General features: G+C 69.2%; 21 protein-coding genes. 10 read left to right on the plus strand and 11 right to left on the minus strand.

Annotated elements, in window-relative coordinates; translation table 11 throughout:
• Positions 1-7: 7 nt before the first annotated feature.
• Positions 8-3,766 (minus strand): EAL domain-containing protein, encoded by a 3,759-nt coding sequence (locus NC595_RS15585; protein WP_253567965.1) that lies wholly within the window; start codon positions 3,764-3,766, stop codon positions 8-10.
• A 262-nt stretch (positions 3,767-4,028) separates the two neighbouring features.
• Here NC595_RS15585 and NC595_RS15590 point away from each other — a divergent pair, with 262 nt between their 5' ends.
• The 3 genes from NC595_RS15590 (at position 4,029) to NC595_RS15600 (ending at position 6,553) form a co-directional block, all read left to right on the plus strand.
• The gene (locus NC595_RS15590; protein WP_253567967.1) at positions 4,029-4,700 is read left to right on the plus strand and encodes a DUF2238 domain-containing protein; all 672 of its coding nucleotides are present in this window, start codon (positions 4,029-4,031) and stop codon (positions 4,698-4,700) included.
• Positions 4,701-4,731: 31 nt separating this feature from the next.
• Positions 4,732-5,733 carry a L,D-transpeptidase gene (locus NC595_RS15595; protein ID WP_253567969.1) on the plus strand — a complete coding sequence of 334 codons (1,002 nt, stop codon included), beginning with the start codon at positions 4,732-4,734 and terminating at the stop codon, positions 5,731-5,733.
• Positions 5,734-5,812: 79 nt separating this feature from the next.
• Positions 5,813-6,553 (plus strand): murein L,D-transpeptidase catalytic domain family protein, encoded by a 741-nt coding sequence (locus tag NC595_RS15600; protein ID WP_253567971.1) that lies wholly within the window; start codon positions 5,813-5,815, stop codon positions 6,551-6,553.
• A 9-nt stretch (positions 6,554-6,562) separates the two neighbouring features.
• On the opposite strand, the gene NC595_RS15605 is transcribed toward NC595_RS15600, so the two are convergent.
• Positions 6,563-7,363 (minus strand): universal stress protein, encoded by an 801-nt coding sequence (locus NC595_RS15605; RefSeq protein WP_253567973.1) that lies wholly within the window; start codon positions 7,361-7,363, stop codon positions 6,563-6,565.
• Between the two features lie 188 nt (positions 7,364-7,551).
• Here NC595_RS15605 and NC595_RS15610 point away from each other — a divergent pair, with 188 nt between their 5' ends.
• The 4 genes from NC595_RS15610 (at position 7,552) to cydC (ending at position 14,110) form a co-directional block, all read left to right on the plus strand.
• Entirely contained in the window at positions 7,552-7,989 is a 438-nt protein-coding gene (locus NC595_RS15610) for a universal stress protein (protein ID WP_253567975.1), read from the plus strand.
• A gap of 10 nt (positions 7,990-7,999) precedes the next feature.
• Positions 8,000-10,513, plus strand: coding sequence for a cation-translocating P-type ATPase (locus tag NC595_RS15615; RefSeq protein WP_253567977.1), 2,514 nt, complete (start codon positions 8,000-8,002; stop codon positions 10,511-10,513).
• Between the two features lie 94 nt (positions 10,514-10,607).
• Positions 10,608-12,353 carry a thiol reductant ABC exporter subunit CydD gene (gene cydD, locus NC595_RS15620; protein WP_253567979.1) on the plus strand — a complete coding sequence of 582 codons (1,746 nt, stop codon included), beginning with the start codon at positions 10,608-10,610 and terminating at the stop codon, positions 12,351-12,353.
• Positions 12,350-14,110, plus strand: a complete 1,761-nt coding sequence (gene cydC, locus NC595_RS15625; RefSeq protein ID WP_253567981.1) for a thiol reductant ABC exporter subunit CydC — start codon at positions 12,350-12,352, stop codon at positions 14,108-14,110. Before cydD ends, cydC begins: the two co-directional genes overlap by 4 nt.
• 56 nt (positions 14,111-14,166) lie before the next feature.
• On the opposite strand, the gene NC595_RS15630 is transcribed toward cydC, so the two are convergent.
• From NC595_RS15630 to NC595_RS15670, 9 genes are all read right to left on the minus strand, one after another.
• Entirely contained in the window at positions 14,167-14,370 is a 204-nt protein-coding gene (locus NC595_RS15630) for a hypothetical protein (RefSeq protein WP_253567983.1), read from the minus strand.
• A gap of 11 nt (positions 14,371-14,381) precedes the next feature.
• Entirely contained in the window at positions 14,382-15,515 is a 1,134-nt protein-coding gene (cydB, locus tag NC595_RS15635) for a cytochrome d ubiquinol oxidase subunit II (RefSeq protein WP_253567985.1), read from the minus strand.
• Positions 15,516-15,518: 3 nt separating this feature from the next.
• On the minus strand, positions 15,519-17,123 hold the full coding sequence (locus tag NC595_RS15640) for a cytochrome ubiquinol oxidase subunit I (RefSeq protein ID WP_253567987.1): 1,605 nt from the start codon (positions 17,121-17,123) through the stop codon (positions 15,519-15,521).
• Between the two features lie 42 nt (positions 17,124-17,165).
• Positions 17,166-17,780 carry an OmpW/AlkL family protein gene (locus NC595_RS15645; protein ID WP_253567989.1) on the minus strand — a complete coding sequence of 205 codons (615 nt, stop codon included), beginning with the start codon at positions 17,778-17,780 and terminating at the stop codon, positions 17,166-17,168.
• A gap of 136 nt (positions 17,781-17,916) precedes the next feature.
• Positions 17,917-18,384: an OsmC family protein gene (locus tag NC595_RS15650; protein WP_253567991.1), complete on the minus strand. Its 468-nt coding sequence runs from the start codon at positions 18,382-18,384 to the stop codon at positions 17,917-17,919.
• On the minus strand, positions 18,381-21,647 hold the full coding sequence (locus tag NC595_RS15655) for an efflux RND transporter permease subunit (RefSeq protein WP_253567992.1): 3,267 nt from the start codon (positions 21,645-21,647) through the stop codon (positions 18,381-18,383). Before NC595_RS15655 ends, NC595_RS15650 begins: the two co-directional genes overlap by 4 nt.
• Positions 21,640-22,728 (minus strand): efflux RND transporter periplasmic adaptor subunit, encoded by a 1,089-nt coding sequence (locus tag NC595_RS15660; protein ID WP_253567994.1) that lies wholly within the window; start codon positions 22,726-22,728, stop codon positions 21,640-21,642. The genes NC595_RS15655 and NC595_RS15660 overlap by 8 nt, the downstream gene beginning before the upstream one ends.
• A gap of 25 nt (positions 22,729-22,753) precedes the next feature.
• A complete protein-coding gene (locus NC595_RS15665; protein WP_253567996.1) occupies positions 22,754-22,963 on the minus strand; it encodes a YgaP family membrane protein in 210 nt (69 codons plus the stop codon).
• Between the two features lie 30 nt (positions 22,964-22,993).
• On the minus strand, positions 22,994-24,283 hold the full coding sequence (locus tag NC595_RS15670; RefSeq protein WP_253567998.1) for an NAD(P)/FAD-dependent oxidoreductase: 1,290 nt from the start codon (positions 24,281-24,283) through the stop codon (positions 22,994-22,996).
• Between the two features lie 204 nt (positions 24,284-24,487).
• Here NC595_RS15670 and NC595_RS15675 point away from each other — a divergent pair, with 204 nt between their 5' ends.
• The 3 genes from NC595_RS15675 (at position 24,488) to NC595_RS15685 (ending at position 26,321) form a co-directional block, all read left to right on the plus strand.
• Positions 24,488-24,847, plus strand: a complete 360-nt coding sequence (locus tag NC595_RS15675) for an ArsR/SmtB family transcription factor (RefSeq protein WP_253568000.1) — start codon at positions 24,488-24,490, stop codon at positions 24,845-24,847.
• Between the two features lie 62 nt (positions 24,848-24,909).
• Positions 24,910-25,668 carry a cyclic nucleotide-binding domain-containing protein gene (locus NC595_RS15680; RefSeq protein WP_253568002.1) on the plus strand — a complete coding sequence of 253 codons (759 nt, stop codon included), beginning with the start codon at positions 24,910-24,912 and terminating at the stop codon, positions 25,666-25,668.
• Positions 25,669-25,754: 86 nt separating this feature from the next.
• A complete protein-coding gene (locus NC595_RS15685; protein ID WP_253568004.1) occupies positions 25,755-26,321 on the plus strand; it encodes a GNAT family N-acetyltransferase in 567 nt (188 codons plus the stop codon).
• Positions 26,322-26,343: the final 22 nt, after the last annotated feature.

Raw genomic sequence — 26,343 nt, forward strand, 5'->3', positions numbered from 1 at the left:
GGCCGGCTCACGCTGTCGCGCGGGAGCGCTCCTCGAACTGCACCTGCTCGATCAAGAGCTGGATGAAGCGGTTCCTCTGCCGGCGGTATTGCGCATCGTGGGGACCCGCCACGGCGGCGGCATGCATCGCGACGTGCGCCGCACTCGCCTCACGCAGGTTCGCTTGCACCGCGAGCGCGGCGTCCAGGTAGCTTCCGGTCGCACACGCGCGCTGGGCGTGATACCGCCAGAACTCCGGCCCGGCCGGCAGCGCCAGGAATTGTTCCTCCCACTGCAGGGCGCTGGCGAGGGCTCCGAGCGCAGTCACCGGACGCGCGGCGTTCCACTTCCAGCGGAAGCCGTCCAGCCAGCGCGGCAGATCCCCCGGCGGCATCGGCCGCGCCAAGGCGTAGCCCTGCCCCATGTCCGCGCCCAGCCACAGCGCAGCTTCGATCAGACCCGGCGTCTCCAGGCCCTCGACCACCACATCGAGTCCCAGGTCGTGCCCGAGCCGGACCAGTTGGCGAATGAAGCGCAGCGTGCGCAGCGGATCGTCAGCCACCTGCATCACGATGGCCTGGTCGATCTTCACCCGGTCGAATGGCCAGTGCCGCAGACGGATGAGCGAGCTGTAGCCTGCGCCGAGATCGTCCTCGACCAGCCGTACCCCCAGCGCCTTGAGCGCCTGCATGCCGGCCGTCCCGGAAGCCGCGCTGTGGTCGGTGCCCATCGGCGACTCGAGGATCTCCAGCAGCAGCGACTCGACCGGGCAGCATCCCTCGGAAATGGTCGCCGCGGCGGCCTCGGCATAGCGCGGATCCTCCAACGCCGCGGCCGGCGTGTTCACCGACACGTCCACCACATGCCCCATCCGGGAGAGCATTTCCCGCTGCCGCGTCGCCTGCGACAGCACCTGCCGGAACAGCACCACCAGGTCGTCGTCCCCCAGTGCCGGGAGGAAGCGCGCGGGCGACAGCAGCCCTCCGTCCGGGTCCTGCAGACGCGCCAGCGCCTCCAGTTCGGACACATGGCCATCGGCCAGCCGCACCACCGGCTGGTAGTAGGTCTGCAAGGCATCGGTGGCGATCAACGCTCGCCAGCGTTCGCGCACGAAGAAGGGCAACAACTCCGTCCCCGGGCGCGGCGGGACCAGGCGGGCCAGGGCGAGATCGAGCAGATTCTTGAGCTGGTCGACGAATGCCTGCTGGTCCTCGCTCTGGAAACCGCCCGAATATGCGCTGTAGATCGTGAGCACCGCCGATGGCGTCGGCGGCATCGGGCAAAGGGGAATCGCAACGCTCGATACGATCCCGATCGGCAACGCCACGTCGCGCCAGCTGACCATCGCCGGATCGGTCCCGTAGTGCAGGCAACGCTGTACCTGTCCGGTGCGCCACGCGCGCCCGCTGGGTCCGCCGCCCTGCTCGCTGTCGGCATTGACCCTGATCGGCGCGGCGCCACCCCGTGCCAGCGCCCGGAGGTACTCGGCAAACGCCTCGCCGCCGACGGCTTCGTAGGTGAGCTGACCACTGTCGTCGGGCCGTCCCACAGCGCAGGAACAGATTTCGCTGTGCCCGGCGAGCGCATCCACCACGCCCTGGATCAGCTCGAGATAGCCTTCGGCCGACCAGGCCAGTGCATTGAGGCGCGCCAGCAGCGCCACACGCTCACGCTGCACGTCGCGGATGCTCTCCAGTTGCCATTGGCGCTCGAGCCCGAGCCGCTGCAGCACGATGCCCAGTGGGCGACGGTCGCTGACCGACAGGCTGCCGAAACGCTGCGCGATGAGGTCCCGCAAGCGCTCCACGCCCTCCAGCAACCAGACCTCCTCCAGGCCGGCCGAAGCATGGAAGCGCCCGGCCCGTGCCGCCTGCAAACGATGCGATTCGATATCCAGGCCCGGCTGCACCAGCAGTTGGATGTGCTGGGCGAAGCGCGCTGCCAGCATGGCGCGGTCGACCTCGGGCAACACCGCGAACAGCCGGGCGATGCCTTCGTGCGAACGCAGCTCGCCGATAAAGGCATCGACGAGTTCGGGCACCAGTGGCTCGGCAAGCGCGGCCCATGGTCGCAACAGGGCTTCGGCGTGCTGTCCGTAGGGGGCCTGGTTGCGGCCGTCGAACTCGGGAGCGGGCTGTGCGGCTGCGGCCAGCGGGGTCGACCACCAGCGCTCGCGTTGCCGCTTGCGCGCTTTTACCTGGTACATCGCCTGGTCGGCACGGCGCAGCAGTTGCTGGCCGCCGCCGGTCGCATGGTCCGGGAACAGTGCGATGCCCAGGCTGGCGGTCAGCTCGAACACCTCGCCCTCGACCCGCATGGGTTCGCGCAGGGCGATCCACAGCCGATCGAGCAGGGGCTCGATCTCCACGTCGCGATGCAGCCCCTCGCAGACGATCACGAACTCGTCGCCGCCCAGGCGGGCGATGTAGTCATCCGGCCGTAACGCCGCTCGCAACCGGCGCGCCACCTCGACCAGCAGGAGATCGCCGGTGGCATGCCCGTAGCGATCGTTGATCGGCTTCAGGTCGTCCAGATCGAGCATGCCCACGGCAACCAGTCGCTCGTTGCGTTCGGCGCGCTCGAGGGCGCACTCCATGTGCATGTCCAGCGCACGCCGGTTCGGCAATCCGGTCAGCGCATCGTGCAGCGCGAGGTAGGTCTGCCGCTGCTGCTCTTCGAGCTGGGCCCGGCGACGTTCGTGCTGGCGAAGAGCGATTCCGGCTACTTCGGCCAGTTCGTCCAGTACGCGGCACATCTCGTCGTCGAACGCGTCTTTCTCCCGGGTGATCAGCGCGAACACCCCGATCGGCCTGGCCGCCTGCCCGGGGGCGCGGTCCGGAGCAAGAATCGGCCAGCAGCCCGAGGCCCCCATGTCCGCCAGCAGCCCGTGCTGCCAGATCGGCGACATGTCGCTGCGCTCGCTGGGGCGGATCCGGATCTGCGGGCGCATTTCGCGCAGGGCCAGCAAGGGTAGCGGCACCCGTTGGCCCTCGGCCGGCGGCCGGGGAAAAAGTCGTCCGAGCTCCTCGGCGATCGGACCGGCTAGCGCGACGCGGCGGAGCGACGCACCCTCGTTCTCGACCATCAGCACGTCCACGGCCGCGGCGCCTGCCACTTCGACCAGCGACTGGGCCAGCGTGCGATACACGGCCTCCGGATCCGGCTGCTCGAGCAACGCCCGCTGGATCGCACGCTGTGCCTCGCGGTAACGGCTGATGCGCTGATCCCGCTCGACCATGGCCTGGTGATCCCAGAACCGCGCCAGCTCGACCACCAGCTGCTCCAGCCACGCCCCCAGTTCATCCGGCGCGTCGCCCGGAGCATCGACCGCGCAGGCCGCGAGCACCAGCCGGCTGCCGTCCTGCGCGGTGGCTGCCGCCAGGCAACATGCGAAACCGTCGTTCCACGCGCCGGCCTGTCCGGGCGCTGACGCCGGGAGCTCCCGCCGCAGGACGTACCCCGCCCCCGAACCAAGCGCTTCGCCCACCGGGTCATCCGGCCCGACGCCAGGCGGATCCTCTCCCGAAAGCAGGCGGCCGGCCCGGTCGGTCGCCGACCCGGCCGCGGCCAGCACGGCGACTCCATCGCCACCGGGCACGTGCCGACCGAGCCAGACCAGCGGCAACTCCATCGTGGCTGCAAAAATCGCCACGACCTCGGCCATGGCCAGTCGGCGGTCATAGCCATGGTTCGTGTGCAGGCGGACCAGGGTTTCGGCGAGGCTGCGGTAGAAGCGGGAGCGCAGCCCGGCTCCCGCCAGGGCATGGTCCGGCGCTTCCCGCTTCAAGCCTCCGCGCTCCGCTCCCCGATCGCCCTGTTCCATCCGAAATCGTCCCGACTCGCCCATCGCACGCACTGCCGCGCCCCGGTGAACCGGTGGAGCGAAGTGCCCCCGGGGCGCTCCGGACCCGTATGCTTCCCTATCGTCTTCCCCATGCGGAGCTTGAGCCGCCACTGCCCGCTTCCGGCATCATAACTCCGTGCGCGAAGGCCTGCGCCACGTGCCAGACTGCGGGCGACGCGACCCGCTACCACCCCCGACGGGTTTCATGGTGCATTCCGATAGCGACAATGACTGGCGGTTCCCCGCGCTGCTGCTGGGGCTGTTCCTCATCGCAGCCAGCCTGCTCGGCATCGCGCCACGCTATCGGCAGGATTGGCTGCTGGAGAATGCGGTCGTGCTGGTGGCGCTGCCCCTGCTCGCCTACGGCTGGCACCGCCTTCGCTTTTCCCGTCGGGCATGCATCGCGCTGTTCGCATTCCTGCTGCTGCACGAAGTGGGGGCGCACTACACCTACTCCGAGGTGCCCTACGACGCATGGTTCCAGCGCCTCACCGGCTACTCGCTCGACCGCCTGCTCGGATTCCCGCGCAACGAATACGACCGACTGGTGCACTTCCTCTACGGATTGCTGGTGACGCCGATGGCGGTGGAACTGCTCGATCGGCGCGCGCCGCCGCAGAGCATCTGGCGATGGATCCTGCCGGTGACCTTCGTGATGTCGCACTCGGTGGTGTACGAACTGGTGGAATGGTTCGCTGCGGTCCACTTCGGCGACGGGCTGGGCACCGCCTATCTCGGCACCCAGGGCGATCCGTGGGACGCTCAGAAAGACATGGCGCTGGCCGCACTCGGCAGTGTGCTGGCCATGCTGGCAAAGGCGATTGGCGACGAACTTCGGCGGGGACGCGATTGCCGCCGCCAGGCAAGCGGCCCATGATGAAGTGACGATCCCGCCGCTCTTTTTCCGCATGTCCGCCCTACGCCGCACCCGCCTGCCGATCGTACTGCTGCTCGCCCTGTTGCTGTGGCCGGCGGCGTCGTTGCGGGCTGCCACGCGCTATTTCTGGCACCCGGAAATTGCACCGGCCGGCCCGGTGGTGGTGATCGTCAGCCTCGACGAGCAGTCGATCTACGTGTATCGCAATGGCGTGGCGATCGGCGCAGGCCCGATCAGCTCCGGCAAACGGGGGTACGAGACACCGCCAGGCGTCTACAGCATCCTGCAGAAGGAGCGCGAACATCGCTCCAACCTCTACGACGATGCCCCCATGCCGTACATGCAGCGCCTGACCTGGGATGGCGTCGCGCTGCACGGCGGCGTGCTGCCCGGGCATCCGGCCTCCCACGGTTGTGTGCGGCTGCCGCCAGCCTTCGCCGAGAAGCTGTTTGCCGTGACCCAGCGTGGCGGCATCGTCGTCGTGTCCGACGGCAAAGTATCGCCGGCACCGATCGTGCACCCCGCCGCGGTAGCGCCGATCGACCTGACCGGCGCGCCGATGGCCGTGCCCGGCGAGGGCGACGATACGCTCACCCTCGCACCTGGGGGCACGCTGGGCGTGGTGGTCAGCACGTACGACCAGCGGGTCTATGTGCTGCAGAATGGCGTGCTCTTGGGCCAGGCGCCGCTGGCGATCGCTCCGGGCGAGATTCCCGAGGGCACGCTGCTCTACGTGATGACCGGCCAGGCGGAAACCGGCGGAGACGACCGCCCGATGCTGCCCCGCTGGTCGGCCTATCGCATCCTTGGCGAAGGCTTCGTGCCGGACCCCGCGACGATGGCCGCGCGGCTGCACGTGCCGGCCCGGTTCGGTGAACGGCTGCGCGACGCCATGGTTCCGGGGACGACGGTGCTGGTCACCGACCTGCCCGGCCTGGGGGGCGAGGGGAAGATCCCCTACGCCAAGCTGCTCGAAGCGGCCTCCCCCGCCCCGGCGACCGCGAAGCCGGTCACGCCTCGCGAAAGTCGCTGACTTCGTTCATTTTTTCCTGACAATTCGTTCAGCTTCCGCCCCGGAAACTGGCCGCCGTCCGCTCTTGTGGTTGCCTCCCATGCCGCACTTCGCCCCTCGCACCCCGGTGCGTCGCGTGCTTTCCGTTGTTGCCCTGCTGCTCGGCCTTGCGCCCGCATCCCATGCGACGGCGCCCGGCGACCTTGCGAGCGCGCTGGTCCGGGCAGCGCCGGCGGCCGATCCGCATGTGATCGCGCTGGCGACCCGTGCGCTGCAGTGCGTGCAGAAGGCCATGCCCGCTCGCACGCTCAGTGTGATCGACTATTCGCGCCCGTCCACCCAGCCGCGACTGTGGGTGTTCGACCTGGCCCACCGCACCCTGCTGTTCAAGGAGCTCGTGGCGCACGGTCGCAACAGCGGAGACAACCTGGCCTCGCATTTCTCCAACGCGCCGGGCAGCCTGATGTCCAGCCTCGGCACCTTCGTCACGGACGGCACCTACGTGGGCCACAACGGCTATTCGCTGCGTCTGAAGGGGCTTGACGAGGGCTTCAACGACAACGCCGAAAGCCGCGCCATCGTGATCCACGGGGCGGATTATGTCAGCCCCCTGTTCGCCTCCTCCGAAGGGCGCCTGGGGCGCAGCTGGGGCTGCCCGGCGGTGCGACGGGGCGTGGCCAAGCGGCTGATCGACACGATCAAGGATCGTTCGGTGGTCTTCGCCTACTACCCCGACCCCAAGTGGCTGAAGCAGTCGTCAACGCTGGGCGATTGCGGCACCGAGGTGACTGCCGGCCTCGACCGGGCGACGGGCACGCGCCGGACGCTGCTCAGCCCCTGAGCCCCGGCGTCAGTGCGCCATCAACAGCGGTAGATGGGTGTGGTCGAGCACGTACCGGGTCGCGCCGCCGAGGGCCAGCTCGCTCAGGCGTGAGCGCCCCCAGGCGCCCATCACCAGCAGGTCCGCCTCGATCTCCCGGGCCTTCTCGAGCAGGGCCTTGCCGACGTTGGCGCCCTTGTCGAAGCGCTGCCATTCGACCGCCACCCCCTGCCGCTCCAGCCAGGCCCGCAGTGGCAGCGGTGGCGGCGACAATCCCGGCAGCCCGGTGCGCTCGCCGTCGAGCACGAGCACCTTGCCCGCCCGCTTGAGCAACGGCAACGCCGCCTTGACCGCACCGGCGGCCTCGCCGGACCCGTTCCAGGCCACCAGGATCCGATCCGCCGCGCCGGTGCCGCGCCAGGTTTCCGGTACCAGCAGCATCGGGGAGGCGTCGTCGAACAGGGTGCGGGTGATGTTGTCGAAGCCGATCGGTGCATCCGGGTTGCGAACCGGCAACTCGGTGACGATGAACTGCGCCAGCCGTGAACGCTTGGCGAGGATCGGCACATAGGCGCCACGGATCACCTCCCACTCCCCTTTCACCCCATGCCGCGCGCACAGCGCCTCCCACTGCGTGGCGAAGGCCTGCGCCGAACGCTCCTCGGTATCGAGCAGCGCCAGTGCCTCGGGCATGGCCATCACCGGCGGATACACCGCCACCACGTGGATGCCGGTGGCGAAGGCGCCCAGTTGACGGGCTGCGGCCAGGCCGACCACGCAGGCCGGCGTGTCGTCCTCGAGACGGTCGAGGTTGATGATCAGGTCGAGCATGGCGGGGGCTCCGGAAGGCGTGGTCGACATGCTGCACCAACCGCCCGTGTCGGCCGTTGATCAGGGTCAACCGGCCGGGCGGCGACGACCCTTCTCCCCGGCCACCGAACAGGACCATTGACGCCCATCAAGATGGACCCTGCCGACCTGGCGCACCCTGTATATGTCCACTGCGTCCGGAGCACGCCATGTTCAAGCACATTCTGGTTCCTACCGACGGATCGGAGCTCTCCATCCGCGCGGCCGCCACGGCCATCGACCTCGCCCGCACCTGCGGGGCGCGCATCCTCGCCCTCCACGTGGTACCGCCCTTCCACACGATCTCCTACATGGCCGAGATGCTTGCGGCCACCGAGCTGGCTTACACGCAGGAGTCGATCGCGCGCGCCGAACGCTTCCTTGCCGAGGTCCGCGATCGTGCCGCCAAGGCCGGCGTACCGTGCGACAGCCGCTATCTGCTGGACGAACAGCCGCACAAGGTGATCGCACGGGTCGCCGGCGAGAACCACTGCGACCTGATCGTGATGGGCTCGCACGGCTGGCGCGGACTGAACCGCCTGCTGCTGGGCAGCGAGACGCAGAAGGTGCTGCTGACCGCCGAACCGCCCGTGCTGGTCTGCCATTGATGCCTTCGCGATGAGGGCGGAAGGCAGTCCGTCCACGGCCCCCGACGGCGACGGCAGCCACGCCGGCCTCGACCCGGCGGAGGCGGCGCGACGACTGCTGCGCGACGGCCCGAACGCCCTGCCCGGCGGCGAACACCGGCCGCTGTGGCGCACCCTGGCCAGCGTGCTGGCCGAGCCGATGCTGCTGATGCTGCTGGCCGCCGGCGGCATCTACCTGGCGCTCGGCGACCGCGCCGAAGCCGCCTTCCTGATGGGCTCGGTGCTGGTGGTGATCGGCATCACGCTCGCCCAGGAGCACCGCACGCAGCGGGCCCTCGAAGCGCTGCGCGACCTGTCCGCCCCGCGGGCGCTGGTCCAGCGCGGCGGGCAGCGGGTCCGCATCGCCGCGATCGAGGTGGTGGTGGGCGACCTGCTGGTGCTGCACGAGGGCGACCGCATCGCCGCCGATGCCACACTGCTGGAAGGCCAGCTCGACGTCGACGAGTCGCTGCTCACCGGCGAGGCCGTTCCGGTGAACAAGCTGGTCGGCGCCGCTCCTGCCCCGCTGTTCGCAAGTACCGTGGTGACCCGCGGCCGCGGCCTCGCCCGCGTCACCGCCACCGGTGCACGAACCCGCGTCGGTGGCATCGGCCTGGCGCTGGCGAACGCGGTGGAGCCCCCCTCGCGCCTGCAGCGGTCCTCGCGCCGGCTGATCCGAACGATGACCGTCGCCGGCCTGCTGGTGGCCGCCGCCTATGCCCTGCTGCTGTGGTCGTGGGATGGCCAGGGCGCGCTGCCCAGCGTGCTGGCCGGCGTCGCGCTGAGCATGGCGCTGCTGCCGGAGGAGATCCCGGTGGTGCTCACCGTGTTCCTCGCGCTCGGCGCCTGGCGCATCGCCCGCCAGCAGGTGCTGACGCGGCGCATGCCGGCGGTGGAGACGCTGGGTGCGATCACCGTGCTGGCGGCCGACAAGACCGGCACCCTGACCCGCAACCGCATGGAGGTCGCCGAGCTGGCCATCGACGCTGGCCACTACGACGCGGCAACGGGAGGCCCGCTGGAAGAGCCGTTCCACGCACTGGTCGAGTTCGCCATGCTGGCCACGCCGGCGCAGCCGTTCGACCCGATGGAGCAGGCGATCCAGTCGTTCGGCCGGAGCCTGCTCGCCGGCACCGAACACGTGCACGCCGACTGGCTGCCGATCGCCGAGTACGGCCTCAGTCCGGAGATCCTGGCGATGACCCGGGTGTATCCGGAGCGCGCGCCCGACCGCCACCTGCTGGCCACCAAGGGCGCGCCGGAGGCGGTCGCCGACCTCTGCCACCTGGCCGAGCCCGATCTCGCCGACCTGCGCGCGACCGTGGCGGCGATGGCCGGACGCGGCCTGCGCGTGCTCGGCGTGGCCCGCGGCCACTGGCGCGGCGACGCCCACCCGGCCAGCCAGCACGATTTCGACTTCGAGTTCCTCGGCCTCGTCGGCCTGCTGGATCCACCGCGCAGCGAGGTGCCGGCGGCGCTGGCCGAATGTCGTGCGGCGGGCGTCCGCGTGATCATGCTCACCGGCGACCATCCGCTCACCGCGCAGGCGATCGGCCACCGCGTCGGCCTCGCCGACACGCCGGTGGTGCTGACCGGCGGCGACATCGACGCGATGGACGACGCCACGTTGACCGCGCGCCTGCGCGACACCGACATCTGCGCCCGGGTCATGCCCGAGCAGAAACTGCGGCTGGTGCGCTGCCTGCAGGCCGGCGGCGAGGTGGTGGGCATGACCGGCGACGGCGTCAACGATGCGCCCGCGCTGCGGGCGGCCGACGTCGGCATCGCGATGGGCGAGCGCGGCACCGACGTGGCGCGCGAGGCAGCGGCGCTGGTGCTGCTGGACGACAGCTTCGCCAGCATCGTGGCGGCGATCCGGCAGGGGCGTCGCATCGACGACAACGTGCGCCGCGCCACCCGCTTCATCTTCGCCGTGCACGTGCCGGTGGTGGCGCTGGCGCTGGTGCCGGCGCTGGCGCAGTGGCCGGTGCTGCTGATGCCGGTGAACATCGTGCTGCTCGAACTTCTGATCGATCCGGCGTGCTCGGTGGTGTTCGAGGCCGACCCGGCCGCCGACACGGTGATGCGCCGACCGCCGCGCAGGGCCTCCGACTCGCCGTTCGCCCCCCGCCAATTGCTGCGCGGGCTGCTGCAGGGCGCCGGCCTCGCGGCGATCCTGCTCACGGGCTTCGGCCTGCTGCAGGACGCCGTGGGAGCGGTCCAGGCGCGCACCGGCACGTTCCTCGCCCTGCTGCTGTCGGTATTCCTGCTGACCCTTGCCAACCGCGCGCGCCACCGCGCTGGCACCGGCAATCCGTGGCTGTTGCCGATGTTCGCCGCCCTGCTGGCGATGATCGCGCTGGCGCTCGGCGTGCCGTGGCTGCGCCACGTGATGGCGATGGCCTGGCCCGCACCGGCCACGTGGCTCGGCGTGGCGGCGATGCTCGCCGTATCCGCCGCCTGGCTGGCACTGCTGCGGCGTCGCGCCTCGCCGCGGAGCGGCTAAAGCGGCCGGCCGGGCCGTCGCGCACTGCTATCCTGCGCGGGCCCGGATGGCCGTCCGGCGCATCCGTCCCCTGTCCACCGAGCGTGCCCGCCGCGTGTCCGCCGCCTCCGACCTGCCGCGCCCCGAAGTCTGGCTGAAGAGCTTCCGTTCCCGGGTCCGCGCACCGCTGCGCCGGGCGACCGCACTCGGTCTCGTCAACGGCCTGCTGCTGGTCGCCCAGGCCTGGCTGGCAGCGTGGGCAATCAATGCCGGCGTAATGCACCGCGCGCCACTGGCCCGGCTGTGGCCGGCGCTGGCCGCCCTGCCGGTGGTGTTCGCACTGCGTTTCGCGCTGGCGCGTGCAGCCGAGCGCGTCGCCTTCCGCGCTGGCGCCATCGTGCGCCGCACGCTGCGTGCCGACCTGCTGGCCCACCTGCAGAAACTGGGGCCGGCGTGGCTGCAACGGCAGGCGCGCGGCGATCTGGTCACCAGTGTCGTGGGCGGTGTGGAGGCGATGGAGGGCTACTACGCGCGCTACCTGCCGACCATGGGCATGACCGCGCTGCTGCCGCTGGCGATCCTGGTCGCGGTGTTTCCCGCCGACTGGATCTCGGCGCTGGTGATGCTGGTCAGCGCACCGCTGATCCCGTTCTTCATGTGGATGATCGGCAAGGGCACCGAGGAGCTGAACCAGAAGCAGTGGCGCGTGCTGGCCTTTCTCGGCGCACGCTTCCTGGACACCCTGCAGGGCCTGACCACGCTCAAGCTGTTCGGTGCCAGCCGGCGCGAGGCGGCCGTGGTGGCTCAGGTGTCCGACGACTACCGGCGCAGCACCATGCAGGTGCTGCGCGTGGCGTTCCTGTCGTCGGTGGTGCTGGAGTTCCTCGCCACGGTGAGCATCGCCGTGGTCGCCGTGCTGGTGGGCTTTCGCCTGATGTGGGGCGAGCTGGCCTTCCTGCCCGGCCTGTTCGCCTTGCTGCTGGCGCCGGAGTTCTTCGGTCCGCTGCGCAACATGGGCACGGTCTACCACCTGCGCATGGAAGCGATCGGCGCGGCGGAGCGGATAGTGCAGGTCTTCGCCGAGCCCATCCTGGAGCGACGACTCGGAACGGCGCCGGCCCCTCCCGGAGCGCCGTCGCTGTCGTTCGAAGCCACGGGCTTCGCCTATCCCGACGGCACCGTGGCCCTCGACGACTGCCGCTTCACCGCACCCGCCGGCCGGGTGACCGCGATCGTCGGTGCCAGCGGTGCCGGCAAGAGCACCGTGCTGCACCTGCTGCTCGGGTTCATCGGACGCACCCACGGTCGCATCACGGTCGGTGACGTCGACCTGGCGGACATCGCCGAAACCGAGTGGCTGACGCGCGTCGCCTGGGTGCCGCAGCGCGCGCACCTGTTCGAGGGCAGCGTGGCCGACAACCTGCGACTGGCCCGCCCCGATGCCGATGATGCGCAGCTGCGCGAGGCCGCCCGCGCCGCCGGCGCCGAGGCCTTCATCGACGCGCTGCCGCAGGGCTTCGACACGCCGCTCGGCGAGCGCGGCGCCAACCTGTCCGGTGGACAGGTGCAACGACTCGCGCTGGCCCGCGCGTTCCTGAAAGACGCGCCGGTGCTGTTGCTGGACGAGCCGACCGCCCACCTGGACACGCACAGCCAGCGGGCGGTACTCGAGGCGATCGAGCGACTGGCCCGCGGTCGCACCGTGCTGCTGGTGACCCATCGCCTGCACGTGCTGGCGCTGGCCGACCACGTAGTGCTGCTCGACGGCGGACGGGTGGTCGAACAGGGCTCGCCGGAGGCGCTGCGCGCGGCCGACGGTCCGTTCGCGCGCCTGCTGGCCGCTGCCGCGGGGTCCGCATGACGCGCCGCCCCAACCGCGCCCAGGGACGTGCCGACCTGCGCCGGCTGGGGGCGCTGTTCCGCCCCTACCGCGCGTGGATGGCCGGCGGCGCCCTGCTGGCGCTGGCCGCCCTGCTCGCCAACGTCGGCCTGCTGGCGGTGTCCGGCCACTTCATCGCGGCGATGGCGCTGGCCGGGGCGGCCGGCATCACGCTCAACTACTTCACCCCGGCCGCGCTGATCCGCGCCTTCGCGCTGACCCGCACCGGCGGCCGTTACCTGGAACGGCTGGTGACCCACGAGGCCACCTTCCGCCTGCTGGCGCAGCTGCGGGTGTGGTTCTACGAACGCCTCGAGCCACTGGCCCCGGCACGCCTGCAGTCGCTGCGCGCCGCCGACCTGCTGTCGCGCATCCAGGCCGACATCGACACGCTCAACCAGGTCTATCTGCGCCTGTTCGTGCCAGTGGTGGTGGCCGCGCTCGGCAGCCTGGCGATCGTCGCGGTGATGGCCGTCTTCAGCGTGCCGGTCGCTCTGGGTACGGCGCTGGGGCTTGCGCTCGCCGGGGTGGCCTTGCCGGCCTGGCTGCGGCATCGCGGCGAGGCGGCCGGCGCCCGTGCCGTGCAGACCCGCGCCGCCCTGCGCAACGCGGTGGCCGATGCCCTCGCCGGAGCCGCCGAACTGCGCGTGTACGGCGCGGAGCACGCCCGGCATGAACGCGTGCAACGGCTCTCCGACGACCTGCTCGCCGACCAGCGCCGATTGAGCGAACTGGCCGGTTTCTCCGCCGGCGCCGTCGGCCTGTGCGCCAACCTCGCGCTGTGGTGGGCGGTGATCGCCGCAGCGCCCGCGGTGGCCGCCGGCGCGATCGCACCGGCGCAACTGGCGATGCTGGCACTGTTCGCCATGGCCGCGTTCGAGGCGGTGACGCCGCTGCCGCTGGCGTTCCAGATGCTGGGCGAGCAGCTCGCTGCGGCACGACGCATCTTTGCCGTGGTGGATGCCGAGCCGGCCGTGGCCACGCCGGACCGTCCCTCGCCCGCGCCGCGCGATGCCAGCGTGCGCTTCGAGCGCGTGCGCTTCCGCTACGAGGTGGACCGCCCCTGGGTGCTGGACGGTTTCGACCTGGCGCTCGCGCCCGGCTCACGCACCGCGCTGGTCGGTGCCAGCGGCGCCGGCAAGAGCAGCGTGCTGCAGCTGCTGGCCCGTTTTCGTGACTTCCAGGACGGCCAGGTACTGCTCGGCGGCGAGCCGCTGCGGGACTTCGCCCCGGACGACGCACGCGCCTGCTTCGCGGTGGTCTCGCAGGACGCCTACCTGTTCAACGGCACGGTGCTGGACAACCTGCTGCTGGCACGGCCGGATGCCGACGACACGGCCATCGTGGCGGCGTGCCGCGCGGCGCAGGTGCACGAGGTGATCGAGGCCCTGCCCGAGGGCTACCACACCACGCTCGGCGAAGCCGGCATGCGCCTGTCCGGTGGCCAGGCGCGCCGGCTGGCGATCGCCCGCGCGCTGCTCAAGGATGCCCCGATCCTGCTGCTGGACGAGCCCACCGAGGGCCTCGATGCCGCCACCGCCCGCGCGCTCCACGACTCGCTGGCCGTCGCCATGGCCGGCCGCACCGTGCTGCTGATCACCCACCAGCTCGGCACGCTGGCCGGCCTGGTCGACGAGGTAGCGGTGCTGGACGGCGGGCGCGTCGTCCAGCGCGGCCGGCCCGACGATCTGGCTCGGCAACCTGGCCCCTTCCTCGACCTGCAGGACCTGCTGGGCTGAAAAAAACGAGGGGACCGTTGCCGGTCCCCTCGCCCCCTTCCCCGCAAGCATCCGGCTCAGTGGCCGGCCGGCTCCGTCTCGTCGACGGAGCCGTCGTGCGCGTCCATCCAGGCGCCGCCGGCGGCGGCCACCAGCACGATCATCGCGGTGCCGACGAACCAGGCGAAATACCAGGAGCCGTAGTCGCCCAGGATCACGCCCATCACGATCGCCACCACGGCAAGCAGCATGTAGATCAGGAATTGCAGCAAGGTCTTCATGGCTCGCTCCTTCAGTACGCGTGTTCGTCGTGCTGGATCGCCGCGGCATCGACCTCGCCGCGCATCACCCAGAACGCCCAGCTGGTGTACCAGACCACCAGCGGCACGAACACCGCGGCAAATCCGGTCGCCCACAGCAGCGTGGTCTGGCTCGACACCGAGTTCCACAGCGTCAGGCTCTGCGACGGCTCGCTGCTGGACGGCATCAGGAACGGGAACAGTGCCGCGCCCACCGTGCCGATCACGCCGATCCAGGCGCCCGCACCCAGCCACCAGGCCAGCGTGGACCGCTTGCCGCGCACGGCCAGCAGGCCCAGCAACATGCCGGCATAGCCGAGCGCCGGCACCGCCCACAGCAGTGGCTGGCTGCGGTAGTTGGCCAGCAGTCCACCGGTGACGATGCTCGCCTGCTGCTGCAGCGGATTCTGCGGCATACCCGGTGCCGGCGCGTGCTCGAGCACGAAGCCCGGCAGGAACGACACCCAGATCCCGCCCAGCGTGAACAGCACGATCGCAGCGATCGCCGCGCCCATCGCCGCCTTGCGCGCACGCGGTGCGACAGCACCACCGGCGCGCCCCATCAGCATCACGCCCCCCATGTAGATCGACAGCGAGAGCGACAGCAGGCCACACAGCACGGCGAACGGATTGAGCAGGGACACAAAGCTGCCGGTGTAGTACGAGCGCATGTCCCAGTCGAAGTGGAACGGCACGCCCTGCAGCATGTTCCCCATCGCGGCGCCGTAGATGATCATCGGCACCGCGCCGCTGACCAGCAGCGCCCAGTCCCAGGCGTTGCGCCAGGTGGCCGAAGGCAGCTTGCTGCGGTACTCGAAGCCGAGCGGACGCACGATCATCGTCCACAGCAGCAGCAGCATCACCACGTACAGGCCGGAAAACGCCGTGGCGTAGATCAGCGGGAACGCCGCGAAGATCGCGCCGCCGCCGAGGATGAACCACACCTGGTTGCCGTCCCAATGCGGACCGATCGCGTTGAGGCAGACCCGGCGTTCGTTGTCGTCACGACCGACGAAGCGCAGCAGCGTGCCCACGCCCATGTCCATGCCGACCATGATCGCCAGGCCCATCAGCAGCACGCCGAGCACCAGCCACCAGAGCACCTTGAGTCCGAAATACAGTTCCATCGCTCAGCCCTCCTCGCGCATCATGGCCACGGCGGTTGCACGACCACCCAGCGAAGGACGCGGCGGCGCCGGATGGCCGTGCCCGTGACTGCTCGGCCCCTTGCGGATGAACTTCACCATCAGGGTCATCTCGATCACAATGAACACCGTGTAGAGCGTGACGAAGCCGATCAGCGAGAACACCATGTAACCCACGCTGTGGCTGGACGCGGACATCCAGGTGGGCAGCAGGCCGTACACCGTCCACGGCTGCCGGCCGATCTCGGCGGTGAGCCAGCCGAACTCGTTGGCGATAAACGGTATCGGGATCATCCACGGCGCCAGGCGCAGGAACCACTTGCGGTTCTCCACGTCGTTGCGCACCGAGAAGATCACCGCCAGCACGAAGTACGCGAGCATCGCCAGGCCCAGCCCGACCATCACGCGGAAACTCCAGAACATCGCGAAGACATTCGGCACCGCGTCACCTGCGGCCTTCTGGATGTCCGCCGGCGTGGCCTTTTCCACGTCCTGGCCCGGCGCATAGCGCTTGACCAGGAAGCCGTAGCCCAGATCCTGCTGATGGCTGTTGAACTGCGCCAGCGCATCGGCATTGGTCGGATCCCTGCTGAGCACCTTCAGTGCCGCGACGGCCGGAATGCCGTTGGCGATGCGCCTGGCCGCGTCGGCCTCGATGCGGTCCACGCCCGGGACTTCCTGGGTCATGGTGTGGGTCAGCAGGGGCGTCAGCACGTAGGGCACCTGCACTTCGAACAGGTTGCGCTTGTGTTCCTGCGAGGGCCACGCGATCACGTTGAACGGTGCCGGCGCAGGCTCGGTCTGCCACATCGCCTCCATCGCCGCCAGCTTGGACGGCTGCGCCTGGCCACCGACGAAGCCGAGCGCGTCGCCCAGGGTGATCACCCCAGCCGTGGCCAGCACGCCATACAGCGCGGCCATGCGGAACGAACGGCGGGCCATCGCCATGTGCCGGTTGCGGTACATGTAGTAGGCACTGATGCCGGTGACGAAGATCGCCGCCGTGACATAGCCGGCGATGCTGGTGTGCACGAACTTGGCCTGGGCATCGTGGCTGAAGATCAGGCTGGAAAAGCTGTCCAGCTCCATGCGCATCGTGACCGGGTTGAACTTCGCGCCCACCGGGTCCTGCATGAAGCTGTTGGCGATCAGGATCCACAGCGCCGACAGGTTGGTGCCGAAGGCCACCAGGTAGGTGACCAGCAGGTGCTGCACCTTGGACAGCCGCTTCCAGCCGAAGATCATCAGGCCGACGAAGGTGGATTCCATGAAGAAGGCCATCAGGCCCTCGATCGCCAGCGGCGCACCGAAGATGTCGCCGACGAAGCCGGAATAGAACGACCAGTTGGTGCCGAATTCGAACTCCATGGTCAGGCCGGTGGCGATGCCGAGGGCCATGTTCACCACGAAGAGCTTGCCCCAGAACTCGGCCATCTCGCGGTAGATGGTCTTTCCGGTGGTGACGTACACCGTCTCCACCGCCGCGATGAAGAAACTGAGCCCGAGCGTGAGCGGTACGAACAGATAGTGATAGAGCGCGGTGACAGCGAACTGCCACCGCGAGAGTTCAACGACCGTACTGTCGATCATGTCCTTGTTCCCAAGTGGACGAAGGTGATCGCATCTCCGGTATCAGAAGCGGTAACCGATGCTCAGGCCGTAGGCCAGCGGGTCGATGTTGGCTTTGCCGACCTTGGTGCCGTTTACCTTCACGTCACCGGCGATGCTCATCCAGCGTACATCCGCGGTAGCCAGCCAACGATCGTTGATGCGGAAATCGAGGCCGGCGTGCGCGGCTGCGCCGAAACTGTTTGCGATGCTTACATGCGTACCCTGCAGCGGACCGACACCGCGGGTCTGGAAGAAAGTGGTGTAGTTCAGGCCGACGCCGACGAACGGCGACACCACGGCGTCCGGCAGGAAGTGGTAGTTCAGGCCCACCGTCGGCGGCAGGTGCTTGGTGGTCGCGGCGGACACGCCATCGAGGCGGACGGTGTGCTTGAACGGCAGCGCGGCAAGCACGTCGACACCCCAGTTGCGATCGAACATGTATTCGATGCTGAAGGTCGGCTTGGTGTCGCTGTCGATGGTGGCCTTCATGCCGGCCAGCGTGCCGTTGTTGGACTTCGGATTGACGGTGTGGACGCCGACCCGGAACACCCACGGCGAGGTATCGGCGGCGTGGGCGGCGGATGCGGCACCCAAGGCGAGGGCCAGGGCGGTCAGGGCAAGAGCGGATGCTTTCATGGGGCGTTCCTTTGTTTTTGTGTCGAAAGACGGATGCATTGTCATCAGCCCTTCGTTTCGCCTTTTGACCGCCGTCAGTTCTTTCGACCCGATCCGTCTTGCTGCGACGCCCTGCCGCAGCCCTCGATCGCCCGCCCTACTCCGCCTCGCTGTGATGGACCAGTTGGCCATCGCGGTCGCGCACGCTCACTTCCACCGGCACGCCGTCGCGCACGCTGCCGGTCACCACGCAGAAGTGCTCGAACTGCGCCAGCAGGCGCTCGGCCTGCTGGTAGTCGGCCACCGCCTCGGGCAGCTCCAGCGTGACGGCGATATGTTGCACCCGCAGCCGCCCTTCCTCGTTGCGGCCCAGCGTCGCACGTGCCCGGGTCACCAGCGTCCCCGGAGCGTTCTTGAACTTGCGCAGCGCGAACAGCAGGCTCGCGCTGAGGCAGTTGGCCACGGCCGCCACCAGCAAGCGCGACGGATTGGGTCCCTGGTCGCCACCCAGCGGCGCGGTCTCGTCGGTGACCAGCTCGGGGATCGGCGTGTCGTCGAAGGCGATACGGAAAACGTAGTCGCTTTCCTGGGTCAGGGTCAGGGTGAACTCCTGGGTCTCGCTCATGCGTGTGCTCCTTCATCGGTGATCGCCGCGGTCTTGCGGCGTCGCCGATCAAGCATGGCGTAATACAGCAGCGGGATCACCAGCAACGTGAGCACCGTGGACACCAGCACGCCGAACACCAGCGACACCGCCAGGCCCTGGAAGATCGGGTCGGTGAGGATGAAGAACGCGCCGAGCATCGCCGCGATGGCGGTCAGGATGATCGGCTTGGCGCGCACCGCTCCGGCCTCCACCACTGCCTCTTCCAGCGGCAGGCCGCTGGCGATCGCGTGGTTGATGAAGTCCACCAGCAGGATCGAGTTGCGCACGATGATGCCGGCCAGCGCGATCATGCCGATCATCGAGGTGGCGGTGAACTGCGCGCCGAGCAGCCAGTGGCCGGGCATCACGCCGATCACCGTCAGCGGGATCGGCGCCATGATCACCAGCGGTACCAGGTAGCTGCGGAACTGGCCGACCACCAGCAGGTAGATCAGCACCAGGCCCACCGAATAGGCGATGCCCATGTCGCGGAAGGTCTCGTAGGTGATCTCCCACTCGCCGCTCCAGCTGATCGAGTAGTGGTCGTCGCCGATCGGTGCGCCGGTGAAGTGCTGGGTCAGCGTGTGCCCATCCACCTTGCCTGCGCCCAGCTTGCCGACCAGCCGGAACATGCCGTAGACCGGGCTGTCCTCGCTGCCGGCGTCGTCCGCGGTGACGAAGGCATAGGGGCGCAGGTCCTTGTGGTAGACCGCGCCGGCCCACGGCTCGTCGCTGACCTTCACCACCTCGGACAGCGGGATCAGCGCGCCGCTGCGCGAGCGTACCCGCAGCGACAGGATGGTCTGGGTCGACGCCAGCGCCGCCGGCGACAGCCGTAGCAGCGCGGGCACCGCGTACTTGATGCCCGGCTCGCCCAGATACGTGGCGCGGTCGCCGCCCATCGCCGCCTGCAGCACCGAGACGATCTCGGCCTGGCTCACGCCCAGCGTGGCGGCATGCTCGCGGTCGATCTCGAACACCTTGCGCCGCGCAGCCGGACTTTCCACGCTGGAATTGATGTCGGCGATGCCGTCGGTCTTGCCGAACATCTGCTCCATCGTCCGCGCCAGCTGACGCTGCCCGCCGTAGGACGGCCCGTAGATCTCCGCCACGATCGGTGCCATCACCGGCGGACCCGGCGGCACCTCGGCCAGCACCATGTGGGCGTGGTACTTGTGCGCCACCGCGGCCAGCGCTGGACGCACCGAACTGGCGATCTCGTGGCTCTGCCGCGAACGTTCGTCCTTGTCGACCAGGTTGACCTGGATGTCGCCCTGGTACGGCTGGTTGCGCAGGTAGTACTGGCGCACCAGGCCGTTGAAGTTCATCGGTGCGGAGGTGCCGGCATAGATCTGGAAGTCCTTCACCTCCGGTACCTTGTCGATCACCTGGCTCATCTCCACCAGCACGCGCTGGGTCTGCTCGAGGGTGGAGCCCTCGGGCATGTTGAGCACCACCTGGAACTCGCTCTTGTTGTCGAACGGCAGCATCTTCAGGATCACCGCCTTCACGCCGACCAGACCCACCGCCAGCAGCACCAGCAGGCCCATGCCGGCGAACAGCATGCGGCGCTTGCGCGACGCGCTGCGACCGGCCAGGAACGGCGTCATCAGGCGCTTGAAGAAGCGCTGCAGGAAGGCATCGATGCGCGACGGCTGGAGCCCCTCGCCATGGCCCGGATGTGCCTGGTGCTCGTGGTGCCCGAGCAGTCGGAAAGCCAGCCACGGCGTGACCACGAAGGCCACCGCCAGCGAGATCATCATGCCGGCCGACGCGTTGATCGGGATCGGCCGCATGTACGGGCCCATCAGGCCGCCGACGAAGGCCATCGGCAGCAGCGCCGCGATCACCGTGAAGGTGGCCAGGATGGTCGGGCCGCCGACCTCGTCCACCGCCTGCGGGATCGCCTCGAGCAGGCGCTTGCCGCCCAGTGCCATGTGCCGGTGGATGTTCTCCACCACCACGATGGCGTCGTCGACCAGGATGCCGATGGAGAAGATCAGCGCGAACAGCGAGACGCGGTTGATGGTGAAGCCGATCGCCCACGAGGCGAACAGGGTGATCGCCAGCGTCACCACCACCGCCACGCCGACCACCACCGCCTCGCGCCAGCCCAGCGCGAACAGCACCAGCGCGACCACCGCCAGGGCGGCCAGCGCCAGGTGCAGCATCAGCTCGTCGGCCTTCTGGTTGGCGGTGTAGCCGTAGTCGCGGGTGACCGTGACGTGCACGCTGTCCGGAATCGAGACGTTGCGCAGCGCGGCGATGCGCGCCTGCACCTCGCTGGCGATGGTGTGCGCGTTGGTACCGGCCTTCTTGCCGATCGCGATGGTCACCGCCGGCACCAGCCCGGTCAGCGGACCGGCCTTGCCTGCGGGCGCGCCGAACGAGGCGAACTGGCTGGGCTGGTCGGCACCGGCCGTCACCGTGGCCACGTCGGACAGGTACACCGGCTTGCCGCCGGAAAGGCCGATCACCAGGTGGGCGACCTCGTCGGCATTCATCAGCAGGCGACCAGCCTTCACCGGCACGTTGCGGTTGTCGCCGATCTCGTTGCCGACGTCGGCCGCCATATTGGCCGCCTTCAACGCCTGGTCGAGATCGCCGACGGTGAGCTGGTAGTTGGCCAGCTTCGACGGATCGATCTGCACCGTTACCGCGCGGTCGGGCGTGCCAAGGGTGTAGACGTCGCGCGTGCCGGGGATACGCTTGACCTCGGTCTCCAGCGTATGCGCGACTCGGGCCAACTGCTCGGCGTCCACCTCGGGCCGGTCCGACCACAGCGTGAGCGCCATCATCGGCACGTCGTCGATGCCGTACGGCTTGACCAGCGGCTGGCCGACGCCCAGGCCCTGCGGGGCCCAGTCGGCGTTCGAATAGATCTTGTTGTACAGGCGGACCAGCGCCTCCTGGCGCGGCACGCCGACCTGGAACTCGACCGTCACCACCGACATGCCCGGACGGCTCATCGAGTACACATGCTTGATTCCACGGATTTCCGAGAGCTTCTGCTCCAGCGGGAACGACACCAGGTGCTCGACGTTGTCCACGCCGGCGCCGGGGAACGGCACCATGACGTTGGCCATGGTGGCCTCGATCTGCGGGTCCTCTTCCTTGGGCGTGATGATCGCCGCGGCGATGCCCAGCAACAGCCCCGCCAGCGCCAGCAGCGGGGTGATCTGCGAAGCCTGGAAGGCCCGTGCGATGCGCCCGGAGATACCCATCTTCCCTGCCTCACTCATGGCCGGACGCATCCTTGGCGCGATGCTGCGCGAGGAAGTTCAGCGCCGCCACCGGATCGGTCGCGATGGTCTCGCCGTCGTCCAGGCCGGCCAGCACCTGCACCCGGTCGCCCACCGGATCGCCCACGCGCAGCTGGCGCAGCGAGACACCATGATCGCCGATCACGTAGACGCCGATCAGCTCGCCGCGGCGCACCAGCGCGGACGCCGGCACCAGCAGCTGCTTCGCGTCACCGACGGGGAAGGCCACCTTGACCGAGGTGCCCGGACGCAGGCCCCTGTCCTGCCCCGGCACCTCCACGCGCACGGTGAAGGTATGCGTGGCCGGATCGGCATACGGGAACACGGTGATGTCCTTCGCCGGCACGCGCCGCCCGTCGGCGAGGATGGTGGCGCTCCTGGCGGCGCGGATCGCGTCGACCGAGCTCTGCGGCACCTGCACGCTGACGCGCAGCGCATCGAGCGACTCCATCGCGATCAGCGGCTGCGGCGACGGCGGCCCGGACTGCACCGCCTCGCCCACGTGCACGAAACGGCGGGTGATCACGCCGGCATACGGCGCGCGCACCTCGGTGTAGTCCACGCTCTGCTTCGCCAGGGCAAGCTGGGCCTGCGCGGCATCCAGCGCAGCCTTGGCGGCATCGCGCCGGGCACGCACGCTGTCCATGTCCGACTTGGACACGTAGCCCTTGGGCAGCAGCGCGGAGAAGCGTTCGAACGACGCCTGCGCATCGCTGTAGCCGGCCCGCGCCGAGGCAAGCTGCGCCAGCGCCGCGTCACGCGAGGACCTCTGCTCCACGTCGGTGAAGCGCACCAGCACGGCACCTGCCGGCACCACGTCGTTGACGTCGTGCGGCAAGGCCAGCACGCGGGCGTTGGTCTGTGCAGTCAGGGTGACCTGGTTGACCGCCTCGACGACGCCGTCCCAGGTCTGCTCGCGCGAAGCATCCCCGGCGTGGATCACCTGCGAGGCAAGCGACGGCCGGGGCGCCTGGCCTGCCGAGGGCGCGGACTTGTCGCCGCAGCCGGCGAGCAGGGCCAGCGCGAAAAAAGGAGCCAGGTGGCGCACACGCACGATCATGTCGGTCTCTCTCGGGGAAGGTGGATCAGCGGTCGCCGAACGCGCAGCCCGGCTTGAGGCCGACCTTGCGCAGGATCAGCGCCAGCGGGCAGAAGCCGGTGAACGCCGACTGCAGCAGGTTGGCGCCGACGAACAGGGTGAGCAGCAGCCACCACGGCGAGACGAAGTGGGCCAGCACCACGCTCAGCAGCACCACGCTGCCGGCAAACGCGAGGACGAAACGATCGATGTTCATGACGGTTCTCTGGTGGAAAAGGGATCGGGATCAGTGCTTGCCGGTACCCGGCTTGATGCGCGCGATGCCAAGCGCCTTCATCACGTAGCGCTCGTACAGCGGTTCGCTGGTGCCGGCGCGCATCTTGCGCAGGAAGTACTTCTCGTAGGCCACCTTGGCCACATGTACCCACTTGCCCTCGCGGGCCCAGGTGACGTTGCGCGGCGGGATCTGCGGCAGCGCCACGAAGGCCGCGCCGCTGTCGCCCATGTCGGCCAGGCATACCGCGTTCCAGGTGGCTTCGGCGTTGCCCTCGCGCCCTTCCAGATCGGCCTTCAGGTTGGCCACCAGCGTGGTCACCATCGACTCGATCATGAAGCCGGTCTTCGGCGCACCGGTGGGCACCGGCGTGGCCTCCACCGGCGGGATCGCCACGCACACGCCGGCGGAAAAGACGTTGCGGTAGGTCGGGTTACGCTGGTGCTTGTCGATCAGCACGAAGCCACGGGGGTTCACCAGCCCCTCGACGCCGCGCACGGCGTCGACGCCGGTGAAGGCCGGGATGATCATCGAGTAGGCGAACGGCAGCGTGTGTTCGCCGGCCGGCTGGCCGGCGCCGCCCAGGGTGGAGACGTGGAATTGACCGGCCTCCACCTTGTCGATCTTCGCGCTGGTGAGCCAGCGGATGTGGCGCTGGCGGAACTGGCGCTCGAGCAGGCCCTGCGAATCGCCCACGCCACCAAGCCCCATGTGGCCGATGTAGGGCTCGCTGGTGATGAAGGTCATCGGTACCCGGTCGCGGATCTTGCGCCGGCGCAGGTCGGTGTCCAGCATCAGCGCGAATTCGTAGGCGGGACCGAAGCAGCTGGCGCCCTGCGCCGCACCGATCACCACCGGCCCCGGATTCTTCACGAACGCCTCGTAGTTCGCCCACGCGTCGGTGGCGTGTGGCGTGGTGCACACGGACTGGGTGTGGCCGCCGTGCGGGCCGAGGCCGGGCACTTCGTCGAACGCCAGACGCGGCCCGGTGGTGATCACCAGGTAGTCGTAGGCCACGCTGCGCCCGTCCTTGAGCTCGATGCGGTTGTCCTGCGGGACGACTTTGGCGACGCCGCAGTCGATGTAGCCGATGTCGCGGCGACCGAGCGCCGGCGCTACCTCGACCTGGATGTCCGAAGGCTTGCGCCAACCGATCGCGACCCACGGGTTGGACGGAGTGAAGGAGAAGCTCGGCGCCTCCCCGACAACCGTGATCGCGTGGCTGCCGCCGATCGCGGCGCGCAGTTCGTAGGCCGCGCACATGCCGCCGATGCCGGCGCCAATGACGATGACGTGTGCCATGAGTGGACTCCTTCTGATGGTGCGCCGGAGAGGTCGCGACTGGCCTGACGATGCGCCCACGGGTGAGCCATCGACTTGCCGCTGATCAAATGTGCACTAAATTAGTGTTTTCTAATGTAGTGTCATCTTAATTAGCTTCAAGCTAAAATGTCAACGTCGTCCGCGGGACAAGCCCGCCCCCGGACCCATCGCGAGACCGACTCCATGAAAAGCTCCCATCCGCCTCCCCCGGTCGAACTGGACATCGATGCCATGCGCGAGAACGCCGACCAGGCGGCCTCGTTGCTGAAGGTGCTGGCCAACGGGCAGCGGCTGCGCATCCTCTGCCTGCTGCTGGGTGGGGAACGGTCGGTGAGCGACCTGCACGCATCGATGACGCTGAGCCAGTCGGCGCTGTCCCAGCATCTCGCCCGGCTCCGGCAGGACGGCCTGGTCACGACCCGACGCGAGGCGCAGACCATCTACTACGCCCTGACCCCCGGCCCGGCGCTGCAGGTGATCGAAGCGCTGCATGGCATCTACTGCGCACCGGCCACGGGAGACGATTGCGCGGCAATCGGTTAACCTGCCCAGACACCGCAAGAACCTGATTCACCTCCTGCCTAGGACAGGGAAAGAGCACCCGCATGGACACCAGCAGCGTTCTCGACCTGAACCAGCTCCGCCGCAGTTGCGCCTCGTGCGCGTTGCACGAACTCTGCCTTCCGGCTGGCATCGACGGCGAAGACCTCAAGCGGCTCGACGCCACCATCCGCGACAAGCGCACCCTGGATCGTGGCGAAGCGCTGTTCCGCCAGGGCGGCCAGTTCCATGCGCTGTACGTGGTCCGCTCCGGCTCGCTGCGCACCTTCGTCGAGGATGCCTCGGGCAACGCCCAGGTGCTGGGCTTCCATCTACCCGGGGAACTGGTCGGCGTGGACGCCCTGGCCAACGACCACCACGCCAGCCAGGCCGAGGCACTGGAACGTTCGAGCATCTGCGAACTGCCCTACGAGCACCTCAACCATCTGCTGGCCCAGATGCCGTCGCTGCAGCGGCAGCTGATGCGCGTGGTCAGCCGCGAGGTCGCCGCGGAACACCAGCACATGGTGGTGATGGGCCGCCAGCCGGCGCAGGAGCGCATGGCGATCTTCCTGCGCAGCCTGTCCGATCGCTTCGCACGGCTGCACCGCGACGGCAGCACCCTGAATCTGTCGATGTCGCGCTACGACATCGCCAGCTACCTCGGGCTCGCGGTGGAGACGGTCAGCCGGCTGTTCACCCGGATGGAGGAAGCCGGCATCCTCGAGGTGAGCCGCAAGGCGGTCACCATCCTGCGCCCGGACCTGCTCGAAGCCATGTGCAGCAGCCCGCGCACCGGCAGCAAGAAAGGCGATGCCCTCTGAGGCGTCGCCCCCGGCCTTGACCGAGGTCAATCCGGTTCGACGGGCGGCCGCCTAGGATGCACGGGCACTCCTGCCGGAAGTCCGCCATGAACGCCCAACCCCCTGCTCCGCTTGATCCGCAACTGCCGCCCGAAGCGCTCGAAGGCACGCACTGGATCGACACCCTGCGCGATGGCACCCGCGTGCTGATCCGCCCGCTCCGGGCAGAAGACCGCGAGCGCGAGGAAGCCTTCATCGAACGCCTGTCCGGAGAATCCCGGCGCTACCGGTTTCTCTGCGACTTCAAGGAAGTCAGTCCGTCGCTGCTGCAGCAACTGATGGAGGTGCACTATCCCGAGCAGATGGCCTTTGTCGCGCTGGCGCACGACAACGGCGAACTGCGTGAGGTCGGGGTCAGCCGCTACAGCGCCACCGGCGATGGCAGCCGCTGCGAGTGTGCGGTGACGGTGGCCGAGGACTGGCGGCATCGCGGTCTCGGCGTGGTGCTGATGCAGCACCTGATCCACCTGGCACGCCGCAACGGATTCAAGCAGATGTTCTCGATCGACTCGGCCGAGAACGAGGCCATGCGGGAGTTGGCCCACCATCTGGGGTTCCAGCGCCACCTCGATCCGGACGACGCCGCCCAGGTGATCCATACCCTGGCGCTGTAACCACCCCGTGCCGGCGGGCCCG

It is taken from the genome of Dyella lutea (assembly GCF_024158035.1).
In the GTDB taxonomy this organism is placed as follows: domain Bacteria; phylum Pseudomonadota; class Gammaproteobacteria; order Xanthomonadales; family Rhodanobacteraceae; genus Dyella_A; species Dyella_A lutea.